The 13,381-nt window shown below is 59.4% G+C and carries 12 protein-coding genes and 1 other RNA gene; 6 read left to right on the forward strand and 7 right to left on the reverse strand.

Translation table 11 applies throughout. From position 1 onward, the window contains the following. Positions 1 to 55 precede the first annotated feature (55 nt). The 5 genes from HCG46_RS03110 to HCG46_RS03130 form a co-directional block, all read right to left on the reverse strand. Positions 56 to 1,768: a penicillin-binding protein 2 gene (locus tag HCG46_RS03110; protein WP_023014553.1), complete on the reverse strand. Its 1,713-nt coding sequence runs from the start codon at positions 1,766 to 1,768 to the stop codon at positions 56 to 58. 10 nt (positions 1,769 to 1,778) lie between these two features. After that, positions 1,779 to 2,132, reverse strand: a complete 354-nt coding sequence (locus HCG46_RS03115; RefSeq protein ID WP_023000486.1) for a hypothetical protein — start codon at positions 2,130 to 2,132, stop codon at positions 1,779 to 1,781. A gap of 1 nt (position 2,133) precedes the next feature. After that, positions 2,134 to 3,174: a 16S rRNA (cytosine(1402)-N(4))-methyltransferase RsmH gene (rsmH, locus tag HCG46_RS03120; RefSeq protein WP_023000485.1), complete on the reverse strand. Its 1,041-nt coding sequence runs from the start codon at positions 3,172 to 3,174 to the stop codon at positions 2,134 to 2,136. Further along, positions 3,171 to 3,638 (reverse strand): cell division protein MraZ, encoded by a 468-nt coding sequence (locus HCG46_RS03125; RefSeq protein WP_023000484.1) that lies wholly within the window; start codon positions 3,636 to 3,638, stop codon positions 3,171 to 3,173. The genes rsmH and HCG46_RS03125 overlap by 4 nt, the downstream gene beginning before the upstream one ends. A 414-nt stretch (positions 3,639 to 4,052) precedes the next feature. Then, positions 4,053 to 5,105 (reverse strand): AraC family transcriptional regulator, encoded by a 1,053-nt coding sequence (locus tag HCG46_RS03130; protein ID WP_209009292.1) that lies wholly within the window; start codon positions 5,103 to 5,105, stop codon positions 4,053 to 4,055. Between the two features lie 125 nt (positions 5,106 to 5,230). Here HCG46_RS03130 and HCG46_RS03135 point away from each other — a divergent pair, with 125 nt between their 5' ends. Together HCG46_RS03135 and HCG46_RS03140 are read left to right on the forward strand one after the other, a co-directional pair. Continuing rightward, positions 5,231 to 5,677 carry a cupin domain-containing protein gene (locus HCG46_RS03135; protein WP_168684563.1) on the forward strand — a complete coding sequence of 149 codons (447 nt, stop codon included), beginning with the start codon at positions 5,231 to 5,233 and terminating at the stop codon, positions 5,675 to 5,677. Positions 5,678 to 5,771: 94 nt separating this feature from the next. Next, complete coding sequence (locus tag HCG46_RS03140) at positions 5,772 to 7,259, forward strand: NAD(P)/FAD-dependent oxidoreductase (RefSeq protein ID WP_168684565.1); 1,488 nt, start codon at positions 5,772 to 5,774, stop codon at positions 7,257 to 7,259. Between the two features lie 12 nt (positions 7,260 to 7,271). On the opposite strand, the gene rnpB is transcribed toward HCG46_RS03140, so the two are convergent. Further along, positions 7,272 to 7,694, reverse strand: an RNA gene (rnpB, locus tag HCG46_RS03145) — RNase P RNA component class A. Positions 7,695 to 8,122: 428 nt separating this feature from the next. Between rnpB and HCG46_RS03150 the strand changes: the two genes are divergently transcribed. From HCG46_RS03150 to HCG46_RS03165, 4 genes are all read left to right on the forward strand, one after another. Continuing rightward, complete coding sequence (locus tag HCG46_RS03150) at positions 8,123 to 8,725, forward strand: hypothetical protein (protein ID WP_035908842.1); 603 nt, start codon at positions 8,123 to 8,125, stop codon at positions 8,723 to 8,725. A 12-nt stretch (positions 8,726 to 8,737) separates the two neighbouring features. Continuing rightward, complete coding sequence (locus HCG46_RS03155; RefSeq protein WP_168684567.1) at positions 8,738 to 10,423, forward strand: methyl-accepting chemotaxis protein; 1,686 nt, start codon at positions 8,738 to 8,740, stop codon at positions 10,421 to 10,423. Between the two features lie 129 nt (positions 10,424 to 10,552). Beyond that, positions 10,553 to 11,206, forward strand: coding sequence for a 3-oxoacid CoA-transferase subunit A (locus HCG46_RS03160; RefSeq protein WP_077292340.1), 654 nt, complete (start codon positions 10,553 to 10,555; stop codon positions 11,204 to 11,206). After that, positions 11,206 to 11,856 (forward strand): 3-oxoacid CoA-transferase subunit B, encoded by a 651-nt coding sequence (locus HCG46_RS03165; RefSeq protein ID WP_023000476.1) that lies wholly within the window; start codon positions 11,206 to 11,208, stop codon positions 11,854 to 11,856. Before HCG46_RS03160 ends, HCG46_RS03165 begins: the two co-directional genes overlap by 1 nt. Positions 11,857 to 11,867: 11 nt before the next feature. Here HCG46_RS03165 and HCG46_RS03170 read toward each other — a convergent pair whose 3' ends face one another. After that, positions 11,868 to 13,340: a PLP-dependent aminotransferase family protein gene (locus HCG46_RS03170; protein ID WP_168684569.1), complete on the reverse strand. Its 1,473-nt coding sequence runs from the start codon at positions 13,338 to 13,340 to the stop codon at positions 11,868 to 11,870. Positions 13,341 to 13,381: the final 41 nt, after the last annotated feature.

The raw sequence follows: 13,381 nt of genomic DNA on the forward strand, positions 1-13,381 counted from the left end.
GGAAAACCGGTTTTCGGCTGCGACCCCGCCGGTTTTCAAAGCTCAGCTCGTCTCCTTAATAGGAAATCTCGATTGGTTCATCCCCTTTGCTGAACCGCGGCATCACACCAAGCATGGGAGCCGAGCGGCGAACGATCGCGCCAACCATCGGCGCAGCGTTCAGACCAGCCGTCGCGCCAATGCCGTCGCGTTCCGGTTTCGGCTCGTCGATAACGACCAGAACCACGTAGCGCGGGTCGTCCATCGGGAAGGCCGACAGGAACGAGTTGCGGCGCTTGTTGTTGACATATCGACCGTTCTCGATCTTCTCCGCAGTGCCCGTCTTGCCACCGACCGTGTAGCCCGGGACATCGGCCCGGCGGCCCGAACCGGAGAGCACGTTCAGCCTGAAGAGATAACGCATCATGCGGCTCGTTTCCGGAGAAACGACTTGTTTGCCAAGCTTTTGCACGTCTTCGGGGCTTCTCGGCAGGAAGGTTGGCGGAAGCAGGACGCCACCATTCACCAGCGCTGCGGCGGCAACGGCGGTCTGCATCGGCGTTACCGAGATACCGTGCCCGAACGAGATGGTCATCGCCGCCAGCTCGTTCCATTTCGGCGGCAACAGCGGCGCTGCATTTTCCGGCAACTCGGTCTGCAGACGGTCAGTCAGGTGCAGGCGCTTCAGGAAGTCCTGCTGGCGCGCAATACCGGTCGCCAGCATCATTTTTGCGGTGCCGATGTTGGATGAATAGATGAAGATTTCAGGCACCGACAGGATGCGGTGTTTCCCGTGGAAATCCGAAATCGTGCGGCCGCCAGCCCTGATCGGACGGGTCGCATCGAAGCTGTCATTGATCGAGACAGCCCCCGAATCCAGCGCCATTGCGGTCGTGAAGGTCTTGAAGACCGATCCCATTTCAAAGACACCACCGGTTGCCCGGTTCAGGCGGTCCTTTTCCAGGGCCTGGGCCCGGTCGTTCGGGTCGTAGTCCGGCAGGGAGGACATGGCGACCACTTCGCCGGTCTTCACATCCAGAACGATACCGGCCGCAGCGATCGCCTTGTAGCGTTCCATCGCCTTCACGAGCTCATCGCGCACGACATGCTGGACGCGCAGGTCGACGGACAGCTTCACCGGCTCCATCGTACGGTCCGACGTGAAGCCAAGCGATTGAAGGTCCCTCAACCAGGAGTCATCGATGTATTTTTCGATCCCGGCGAGGCCCTGATTGTCGACGTTTACGGAACCAACGATATGGCCCGCGGTCGGCCCACCCGGATAGAAACGCTGGTTTTCCGAAAGGAAGCCGATACCCGGCAGGCCGAGATTGTGAACTCTTTCTGCCTGCTGCGGTGTCATTTCACGTTTCAGCCAGACGAAGCCGGCGCCGCTTTCCAGGCGGCGACGCACGAGCCCCTCGTTCAGATCCGGCACGATACGGATCAACCCCTCGACCGCCTCGTCCACATCCATGATGCGGCGCGGTTCAGCGTAAAGCGAAGCCGTCTTGATGTCGGTAGCAAGGATCTCGCCGTTCCTGTCGATCAGGTCCGGACGAGAGGCGGCAACGGAATCCTGCGCCGAAATCCAGGCATGGGACGGCGCCTCTTCCATTTGCGCCAGCATGACCAGCCGGCCCGCGATCGCAACATAGACGCAGGCAAAGGCAAGCATGGCCACATAGACACGGGATTTGACCGCGCTGGCGGAGACGGAGTCCCTTGTCGCCCGCGGATGAGCCCGTCTTACCTGAAGGAAGCTGGCCGGTTCACTAACCATCGTCATGACCGCACCCTCACTGGATCACAGCAGACGAGCCGGCATAGCCGCCCATCTGACTGCCACCGATTGGCTCCAGCATCACAGGACGCGCCGGGAGATCTTCCGTTGTCACGATCTGCTTCACATCAAGCGGTTCAAGAAGAAGATAATCGTTATAGCGTTCGACAAGGGACTGCAGCCGGTCCGGCTTGTTGAGAAGGCTCCACTCCGCCTTCAGATGACGAATAGAGTCGCGCTCCTCATCGATCTGCCGCTTCAGATCGGCAACCTTCTCCGCAGACTTCGTCGCCGCGAGCTTCATGTCATAGACCGTCGCCGCGCCGATCACGACCGCCAGTATGAACACGATGTTCAGCGTTCGAACCATATTAGCCCCCTAGCCCATGGAAGGCTGCGAGACGTGGGACACCCGCCTGATGGATGTCCAGCTCTCGCGCCTCAGCTTCGGTCCGCCGCCCGGCCCGAAGCTTCGCGGATCTTGCCCGCGGATTGATGTCCGTTTCAGCGTCGGCAGCTTCCACCGCCTTGCGCGTCAACAATTCGAATGTCGCCGGAGGCACGTCTTCCTCCGGCATATGTCGTGATCCGCCACCGCGGGTCCGGGTCCGATCCTGGAAGAACCGCTTGACGATACGGTCTTCGAGGGAATGGAAACTCACCAGCACAAGGCGTCCGCCCGGCTTCAGAATCCGCTCGGCCGCGCCCAGCGCTTCAGCCGCCTGATGCAACTCGCCGTTCACATAGATCCGCAGCGCCTGGAAGGTTCGCGTTGCCGGATGGATCTGTGCCTTCTTGGGTGACCGGCCAAGCACCTTTTCGATCAGGTTCGCCAGCTCCAGGGTCCGAGTGAATGGCTTTTCCTTGCGGGCCCTGTCGATGGCGTGCGCAACTGTCGTCGCCCGCTTTTCCTCGCCCAACAGACCGATGACGCGGATCAGATCCTTCACTGGCAACTCATTGACGACATCCGCAGCCGATGGCCCGGCCTGCTCCATACGCATGTCCAACGGCCCATCGCGCAGGAAGGAAAAGCCGCGATCAGCCTCATCAAGCTGCATGGAAGAAACGCCGAGATCGAGAACCACACCGTCGACACCATCGAAACCGCAACCGCGGGCATGCGTTTCAAGACCCGCAAATTGACCCGGCACGAGCATCAGCCGGCCTTCGGAAGCTTTCACAAGCTCCTGCCCGCCGGCGATCGCGTCCGGATCCCGGTCGATACCGATCACATGGGCACCACGTTCCAGAATTGCGCGGGAATAACCTCCGGCACCGAAAGTACCGTCGACAATCACCTCGCCGGGCTGCGGTGCAAGCCACTCCAGAACCTCTTTCAGGAGAACCGGCACATGGCGCTCGGGTCCGCCAGCGTCAGGAGCAACGTCTCTGTCGCCGAGTGCCATCATACCGGCTCTCCCTGAGAGGATGCGGAGCTTTGCCCCGACAGCATCGCGAGCGCACGCCGTTGGGCCTCTGCGCGGTACTCGCGAAACTTTTCAGGTTCCCAGATCTGGAACTTGTAATTCATGCCGACGAAGGTGACCTGGTCGGTAATTCCGGTGTGTTCGCGGATCATGTCGGAAATGGTCATGCGGCCATCCCCATCGATCCTCGGGTTTTCACTGGCACCGAACAGGGCGATCGCCAGTGCATCATGATCGGGAGAGAGCTTTGCAAAGGCTTCCGAGCGCTTGTTGATTTCAGCAAGCAGATCGTTCCCGCCCGCGTCGACAGCCGCGCAGTGTGAAGAAGCAATGCAATATAGGCCTTCAAATCCATCTCTCGCCAATACCGTACGGAAGGGCGCCGGGATCGACACGCGACCCTTGGCATCCAGCCGGTTGGTAAAGTGAGAAACAAAGCCGGCCATTCATCCCCTCGAAACGGGTCCCCACCCGTTCAAATCCCAAGTTCACCCGTAAATGAGAGGAAGGCCGGCAACTTGCCCGGACACGCAATTTGCAAAAACGGCACTTTCAGAACCGTTAAATCGATGTCCATGACCCTACTGAGATGGGCCCGCGCTCCCCATTCTGGGTATTTATGGGATACCATGGGAAATCATGGGCGGTCAATGGAATCTCATGGATTCCGGCTCGATTTGATCGCACACGACCCCGTCGAGAGACCTTAAGGCAAACATGCTTAATGAAGCCTTGACACAATTGGAGAATCGGATTCGCAGGAATACGGAGGTTTTCCGCATCGAAGCCCGGAAAACCGGCAATTTCTGCCTATCTGGAAAGACTTGTGGAGAAAGAAAACCGCCTTCGTGGCGAGTGTCTCAACCGAACCTGAGCGCCCGACCCGTGGCCCCTGGTGTCTCGCCGAACCGCTCCCGGTAGGCAACCGAGAACCGGCCCAGGTGCCGGTGGCCGGACCGGTAGGCCACCTCTGCCACGGGCAGACTGTGCCCCTCCGACAACAACAGGTGCCGTGCGTAACTCAGCCGGACGCCCTGAAGGTACTGAAGCGGAGTACAGCCGTATTCCTGCCGGAACTGCAATTGAAGGTTCCGGGGCGAGGTTCCTGCGTGGGTACTGATATCCAGAAGACTGATGTCGTCGGCAAAACGCTCGCCGATCAGGCTGACCGCACGCTTCAGGATGGCCGGTGACCTGCCGGTCTCCCGCCGTTCCAGCAGCGGCGATGCGGTGTTCGGCTGAAATTCCAGCAGCGCTCCGACAAGGGCTTCTTCCAGGTGGCGTTGTTCCGGGCTCCCTCCCCCCTGAAAAACCCGCCCTTCCTCGACTGCGCCCAGAACACCGCGCAAGCGACGGCGCCAGGCAGCACCAGCGCGAGACAGAAGATTGAATTCGGGTTCGAAGCGAACCTGACCAACACTCACACCGGCCATTCTGCTTGCAACTTCCTGCAGGAAACCGGTCTCGATCTGAAGAAGGATCTGCTGGCAGCCGGCATGCCAGCGCATGGCAGTGTGCCGGTCCGGATTGAGAATGGAGGCAACCCTCGGCGTGGACACCATGGAACGACAACCATTGCGGACCTCAGCCATGCCGGCAATTGGAAGCTGGATCAGGTAAAACTCGGCAAGTTCTCCTGGCTCGATCGCCACATCAGCGCCATACCGCAGGTAGTTGAGGGAAAGATGCTGCCCACGCACCCGGTTCTGGCAGGCATCAAACCTGTCGGATGCCGAAAAACGCCCCAGGCGATGATTGCAGAAGTGACGGGCAACGATTTCCCTGGCTTCGTCCACATCCGTGGTTTCGAAGCATTTGAAGCGATCGAGCGGCGTTTTGCTTTCTGCCTGAGACAACATTGTGGAAGCATGCCGCTGCTGCGAGGCCCTTTCAAGCGCCACCTTGTGTGCCATGCGTCATTTTACTGCATCCGGCCAAGTAATTTCGCTTTCTGGATAAAGAAATCCATCGAGCCGCGCTTAGCCTTTCACCTGTCGAAAGACCAAAGCGCACCAAATGAGCGATGAGGGGAACAATCATGCAAGATGGCGCAGGCATTACCGCAGCTAACGCGGGACTGGACAATATCAGCTGGAATGTGGTCGGGCACACCTATACGCCGAAACTCCTGAGCGGCAATGCCTTCATCTGGCATGCGCAAATCCCGGCGGAGACCTTTGTCCCGCCTCACATACATCCGACCCAGGACGAATGGATCGTGATGCTGGAAGGGGAGCTGGAAGTCGAAATGGGTGGTCAGACCCACAAGGCAAAGGCGGGCGACACGATCCGCATGCCGATGGGTGAAGCCCACGGCATCTTCAACAGGTCTGGCAAGACGGCCACCTGTGTCTTCGGTGTTGCGCCGTCCCGTAAACTCTTCGAACTCTTCGGCGCGCTCGACGGCGTGACAGATCCGGCTGAACTGGTCCGGCTTTCCGCCTTGCACGAGGTCGACTTTCTGCCGCCTCCCGATCAGGCCTGAGCCAACACGGCCTGATCCAGCTTTTGACGTGACGGGGTGGATTGCCGGCAGATACCACACTGCCGGCGCCCCCTGAGGCGAGAGGACATCGAGAATGACGAAACGCAAGACTGTCGCCGTAATCGGCGGCGGCGTGAGCGGGCTTGCGGCTGCAAAAGCCTTTGACGAACGCGGGCACCGGGTGATGGGCTTCGAGCGAAGCCACGATTTCGGTGGTGTCTGGGAACTGTCGCGGTCCTATCCGGACGTGCAGACCCAGTCGCCCAAGGACCTTTACCGCTTCACCGACCTGCCCATGCCGGACGACTATCCTGAATGGCCGAAAGGGCCTCAGGTACATGCCTATTTGCATGCCTATGCGACAAAACACAAACTCGGCCGCCTGTTCCGGCTGAACACCAATGTCCTGTCCATGGATCGCCGCAAGGATGGCAATCCGGGCTGGACGCTGACACTTGAGGCGGCCGGCAGAACCTGGTGCGAAGATTTCGACTTCGTCGCCATCTGCACCGGCCAGTTTTCGGACAAGAACGTCATTTCCCACCCTGGGCAAGAAGCCTTCGAGGCCGCCGGCGGCCAGGTGCTGCACAGCTCGGACTATACCGACAGCAGCATGGCGCGGGGCAAACATGTGATCGTCCTCGGCGGCTCCAAATCCGCGACCGACCTGGTGGTCAACGCCGCCAGAAACGGTGCGAAATCGGTTACGCTGGTTTACCGGGAACCGGTCTGGCGCGTGCCTTATTTTGTAGGTGGCATCAATTTCAAACGCCTGCTCTACATGCGCGCCCAGGAACAGCAGTTCAACGGCTGGGGCCGGACCGGCCTTGCAAAAGCGGTCTCTGTTGCCTTCAAGCCATTGATCTGGGCAAATTTCAGAGGGCTGGAAACCCTGCTCAAGTTTCAGCTAAAGTTGAAGAAATGGGACATGGTTCCGGATATCCCGATCGAAAAGGACGCCTCTTGTTCGTTGCCGATCGTGACACCGGGACTTTTTGAAGGTTTTGAAGCGGGCAGCATCCGCCCGGTTCGGGGAACCTTCGCGCGCTATGAGAATGGCCAGGTCATCCTGTCCACGGGAGAAGCACTGCCCTGTGATCTGGCTGTGCTGGCCGTCGGCTGGAAACTCGGCATTCCATATCTGGCGAAGGAATACCGGGACAAACTGATTGAGCCCGACGGGCAATACAGGGTCTACCGTCTGTCGGTGAACCCGGACCTGCCCGACATGGGCTTTGTCGGCTTCAACTCCAGTTTTTGCACCGTGTTGTCGGCGGAAATGATTGCCAACTGGCTGGTTCGCTATGCCGACGGGCAACTGGCCCATCAGCCGACGGATAGGGAAATGCGCAGCAACATCGACCAGATGCTCCACTGGCGTCGGCGGGAACGGCCGGCTGCCCAGGTCTATGGCGGTCTTTGCTCTGCCCCCTTCCACTTCCGGCACTTCGACGAACTGCTGGCGGATATGGGGGCTGCCAAGCGGAAACGCGCGAACCCGTTGGCGGAGCAGTTCTCCTATCCGAACGCAGAAGCTTACGGAACATTTCTTGGCAGCACGCCGCAATATGCAGCGGGCTGAACAGGGAAGGTAAGAGCCAGCCGGCCTGTAAGCCGGGTTCTGTATGGCCCGGCCAGATACGAGACCTGACGCGGACGTGACAGCCATTCATCTGTGACGTCTGTTGCCAGACGCCTATCGCAACCAACCCGGACAACTGGCCTGGAAACCGGCCTGAACCGGATCGCTCCGGTTCGCGCTGTCCCTATTCGGTTTTGCTCCCGGTGGGGTTTACCATGCCGCCGCTGTTGCCAGTTGCGCGGTGGGCTCTTACCCCACCCTTTCACCCTTACCCCGGGAAAATCTCTCGATCTGTCCGGGGCGGTTTGCTTTCTGTGGCACTTTCCCTAAGGTCGCCCTCGCCGGGCGTTACCCGGCACCGTGTTTCCATGGAGCCCGGACTTTCCTCCCCCGCGGCCTTTCGGCACTTGCGGCAGCGGCTGTCCGACCGACTGGCGCATGGGACTTAGGAGGCTTTGCGGACAAGGTCAAGCGACAGTCGATGCCGTGCAGCGCGAATTCCCGGGATAGCGTCCCCGTCCTGTGTCATTCCGCCAACCTGCCGTCCACTGGCGGCTGCGACTTCGCGCCCCGCCTCGCCCGTTCGCACACTTCACAATCCTCACGCAAGCTAGCTCTTGCAGGGCTATAGGCTGGCAAAACTGTCAAGGTGCCATCGGGCCAGACACCCAAGAGCCTGCGGCAAAACCCGCCAACCCCGGAACGGCGAAAAGAGGAAAGTAATTCTAATTACTGTAAAAATTATCAATATAAATTTTTACTAGATCTTCGAATGATAAAAACTTTTTCCCGCCATTGCCCAAATATTAAGCAATAAGAAACTCATGTGACGGAAGGTAATGGGAACAAACATGGAGCTAAAAATGCGTCAACTGTGCGTCTTCCTGCCTGCGATCATGCTGGCAACTGCAGCCCAGGCTGCGGAAACACCGCCCGATGCGAAAGCGTTGATCCAGCCGGAGATCGTGGAAGCCGTTGCCGAATGGCTTTCCAACCCGATTGTCGCCTTGTCGATCAACGCACAAAACAATTTGCGCGGGTCTCTTTCCCAGGCAGACATCGACGCACTGGACGCCCAATGGCGACAGGAACGCGAGGCAGCGGACAAGCCCCTGATTTCCGCGACCCTGTCCGCCCCCTTGTCGATCTATCTCCTGCGCGTTCAGGCAGGGTCCCTCGGCCTCTATCCAGAAATCTTCGTCATGGACGCGAACGGTCTGAACGTCGGGCAAAGTGCGATTACCAGCGACTACTGGCAGGGAGACGAGGCCAAGTTCCAAAAGACCTTCCCGAACGGCCCTGAAACCGTTTTCATCGACGAACCGGAATGGGACGACGGAAGCAAGATCTGGCGTGCCCAGCTCAACATGACGATCACTGACCCCGAAACCAAGAAAGCCATCGGGGCCGCAACAGTCGAATTCAACCTGACCGAACTGATGCGTCGTCAGGGTACGGGATCCTAAGCGGGAAATACCATGTTCAAAAATCTATCCGTCAGCAAAAAGATCGCCGCAGGGTTCCTGACGCTCGCATTGGTCGGCGCAGTGGCCGGTGGCATGAGTGCCTATCAGACGCATTCGGCTCTGGATGAAGTCAAGACAGCAAACAACCTGTCGGATCTCAACGTGGAAACGGCTGAACTCACGGAAAAGATCGCAGCGCAGGCTTTGTCGGTGAAATCCTTTCTGCTCACCGGCAACCGTGATCTTCTCACCCGGTCCCAGGATCTGAACGATGAAATTCTGACAGGGTTTTCGGAAGTCGGCTCACTTGTCGACGCGAGCCTGCCTGAGTTTCAAAGCCATCTCTCCGAACTGAAATCAAGTTGGGAAACCTGGTACAGCCAGATTGCCGCACGCCAGATCGAACTGATGCGCACACCGGAGACGGTCGACATGGCGCGTGCGATTGACCTGACACCGGAAAGCTCGGGTCTTTTGTCAGCTGTTCAGCAGCAAAGCCGACAGCTTGCCGACGCAGTTGATGCGGAACGGCAGAAATCGGTTATTGCCCAGAACAGCTCACTGAACACGGTCCAGATCGTCTCGCTCTCCAGCACACTGATCCTCACCGTGCTTGCGATGATCCTCGGCTTCCTCAATCACATCGCGATTTCAGCGCCGCTATCGAGACTGTCCGTCATAACCGACAAGCTGTCGGCCGGAGACACGTCTCAGACGGTTGATATCAGCGACCGTAAGGACGAAATCGGTCTTCTCGGCCGCGCGCTCGGCGTCTTCCGCGAAAACCTGATCCGCACACGCGAACTTGAGCAACAGGCTGAAGCGGAACGCATCAACGCCGAACGCATCAAGCGCGAGGAAATGGAGAAGGTTGCCAGCGACTTCGAAGCAACTGTCCTCAACATCTGCGACGGGATGATTACACGACTGGATGCGCTGACCAGTTCCGCCGGATCACTGTCAACGATTGCCAACAACACCACGGACCAGGCCCTGGCCGTTTCGGCAGCCGCCGAACAGGCAACCACCAACGTGAATACCGTGGCCAGCGCGACAGAGGAACTTTCAGCTTCCATCCGTGCAATCACGGAACAGGTGCGATCATCCTCGGAAATCGCCCAGGAAGCGGAACATGAAGTCGGGCGATCCAACGAAGCCGTAGCGACGGTGCAGCAGGTGGTTTCGCGCATCGGTGACGTTACGAAGCTGATCACCGATATTGCCGAACAGACCAACCTGCTCGCCCTCAACGCGACCATTGAAGCTGCCCGTGCCGGCGAGGCCGGAAAGGGCTTTGCCGTTGTTGCATCCGAGGTCAAGGCACTCGCGGAACAGACATCCAAGGCGACAGAGGAAATCGACCGGCAGATCACCGAAATGCGCCAGGCCGCGGATGCGTCGACAGAAGCAACCGAGTCTGTTGCCGGTCTCGTCCAGAAGATTTCGGAAAACACGCACGCCATGTCCGGTGCAGCGGAAGAACAGAACCTGGCAACGACCGAAATCGCCAGCAGCGTCTCCGAAGCCGCACAGGGTACCGAAAGCGTTTCGAGATCCATTTCCGAGGTCAGTGGCGCTGCCAGCGAAACGGCAAACCTGAGCTCGGACATGAATGCGGCTGTCGGCGAATTGCATGAACAGTCCAATACACTGCGCCACGCCATGCAGGACTTCCTGGGCAAGGTGCGGGCAGCGTAACCAGCCTTGATCGAGCCCTGTAACGGGTTCACGGTCTCGGTAATAATACTGCGTCGCACAAACTTCATTTCTCTTGTGCGACGCCAACGGCTAACGTCCCCTTAGGATTTCATTCCGGGGGACGTTTTCGTGAAACACGCGATCAAGACGCAGGAAGCTGCGGACCTCATTCCAGACGGAGCCACCCTGCTGGTGGGAGGTTTCATGGGGGTGGGTTCGCCCCACCGGTTGATTGACGCCATCGTGGCGAAAGGCACCAGAAACCTGACGATTGTGGCCAATGACACGGCCATGCCGGGTCGTGGCATCGGCAAGCTCGTCAGCGCAGGTTCGGTTTCAAGGGTGATCGCTTCGCACATCGGCCTCAACCCGGAAACCCAGCAGAAGATGATATCCGGCGAGATTGATGTCGAACTGGTTCCCCAGGGAACCTTGGTCGAACGCATCCGGGCGGCCGGTGTCGGTCTGGGTGGCATCCTGACCCCGACCGGCATCGGCACGCTCGTCGAGGAAGGCAAGCAGAAGATCACCGTCGACGGCAAGGAATATCTTCTGGAAACTCCCATCCATGGCGATTTTGCCCTTTTGGCCGCCTACCGGGCGGACTACGTCGGCAATCTGGAGTATTCCCTCACCGCCCACAATTTCAACCCGACCATGGCTCTGGCGGGCAAGACCGTTATCGCGGAACCGCACACGATCGTACCCGTGGGTGTGATTTCGCCAGATAGCGTGAAAACACCCGGCATTCTCGTCGATCATCTTCTGGAAAGGGCCGCCTGATGGACGACAAGGAAATCATCGCCCGGCGCGTGGCACAGGAAATCAAGGCCGGTACGCTGGTCAATCTCGGCATCGGCCTGCCGTCTCTGGTGGCCAACTACCTGCCGAAGGAAGTGCATGTCTTCTTTCAGGCCGAAAACGGTGTGATCGGCCTGGGTGCCCGCCCGCCGGAAGGGATGGAAGACCCCGACCTCACCGATGCCGGCGGCGGTTTCGTGACCGCCGTTCCGGGAGCTGCCTCCATCGACAGCGCCATGAGCTTCGGCCTGATCCGCGGCGGCCATCTGGACATGACGGTTCTCGGCGGCTTGCAGGTGGACGAACGTGGCTATCTCGCGAACTGGATGATCCCGGGCAAGATGGTTCCGGGCATGGGCGGTGCAATGGATCTTGTGGCCGGCGCCAAACAGGTGATCGTCGCAATGGTTCACACGGCCAAGGGCCACCCCAAGATCCTGAAGGAATGCACACTTCCCCTGACAGCTCGCCGTCGTGTCAGCCTGATCGTGACGGAAATGGCCGTGATCGAACCGACGGACGACGGCCTCGTCTTGCGAGAAACGGGTCCCGGCCTGAGTGTCGATGATGTCATCTCCGCAACAGAAGCCTCGCTGATCGTTCACGGGGACGTCCCGACCATGCGGCTTTGAAGCAAGACTGGTCAATACGCGTGTCCAGTACCAAGCAAACCGGCAAGGGTGTCCACGCCCTCCTCGATCTGCCGTGCATTTGCACCGGCAAAGCCGACAATAAGCCCCGGCCGCCCTCCTTCGGAAAGATAACAATTGCTGAGTGGTGAAACGGCAAAGCCACGGTCCTGCATGGCGACTGCAAGGGCAATATCGTTGACGGGCTCCCGGAACATGACCGTCAACTGCACATTGCCTGTAAGAGGCGCAACTTCAACACGATTGCCCAGCCTCTGCCGTAACGCGCCGGCGAGCATCGTCCCCCGCTCCAGATAAACTGGCCGGATCTGTTTCAGGTGCTTCTGATAGGCCCCGCAATCCATGAAGTATGCGAGTGCAGCCTGGGCCTGAACATTGGCAGAACAGCCGATATTGCGCATGGTTTGGGTGAGCGGGGCTACAAGAACCTCTGGTACGACGCAATAGGCAATCCGGAGCCCGGGGAGCAGGCTCTTCGCGAATGTGCCCATGTAGACAACCTGTCCCTCATCCGCCAGTCCGTGCAGCGCAGCCACAGGCCTGCCCTCGAACAGGAACTCGCTGTCATAGTCGTCTTCCAGGATCACCGCGCCGCAGGTACGGGCAACATCAAGAAGCATCAGACGCCTCGCCAAGGGCATGCGTGCCCCAAGGGGATAGTGATGGGACGGTGTGACATAGATGAGCTTCGGCGGCTGATCCAGATGAGCCATCTTCGACGCGTCCGCGCCCTCGCCGTCGGTCGGCAGTGGCCGGATCGTCAGACCTGCCCCGGAAAAGGCCGTCCGCGCGCCGAGGTAGCCGGGTTCTTCCAGCCAGACGTCGTCACCCGGATCAGTGAGCACCTGGCTGAGCATCGTCAGGCTGGCCTGTGTTGAGCTCGTGACAAGAATCCGATGAGGGTCAGCCCGAACCCCGCGTTCGGCCGCAAGGTGCCGGGCGATCTGCCGCTTGAGCACCTCAAGACCGGCAAAATTCTGATAGTGGAGATCCGCGCTGCGCTCGAGCCGGGCGGCCCTGCGCAGTGATCTTGCCCATTCCTCGTAGGGAAACAGATCAAGTGCCGGCGCACCCGGTTGCAAGCCTCCTTGGCGATAGGCCCACCCCTCGCCGCGCAAGTTGGCACTCAATGTCCTGCCTCGTTGCGACAGCTTCAGCCCGAATGCTTCCGCCTTGCGCTGCGCCTGCACACCTTCCAGCACCAGCCCTTCGGTAATGCGGGGAGCAGCGCCGGTGCGCACGGTGATCACGCCTTCGGCTTGCAGAAGGTCATAAGCCGTGTTGACGGTGTTGCGTCCAACGTTGAGCGACGCCGCCAACCGCCGCGTGGATGGCAACTTTGTTCCCGACCGCAGCAAGCCTGTGCGCACGGCGTCACGAAAGCCGCGATAGATCTGTTCCGCCAATGGCACGTCAGCCGACCGCTCAAGAGACAGGATGCCTTCAGGAAAAACTGGTTCTGTCATTTTCCAAAAACCGGACCTTCTTTGGAGCCAATTTATCGGAC

The sequence above is a fragment of the Labrenzia sp. PO1 genome, from assembly GCF_012273635.1.
GTDB lineage: Bacteria > Pseudomonadota > Alphaproteobacteria > Rhizobiales > Stappiaceae > Roseibium > Roseibium algicola.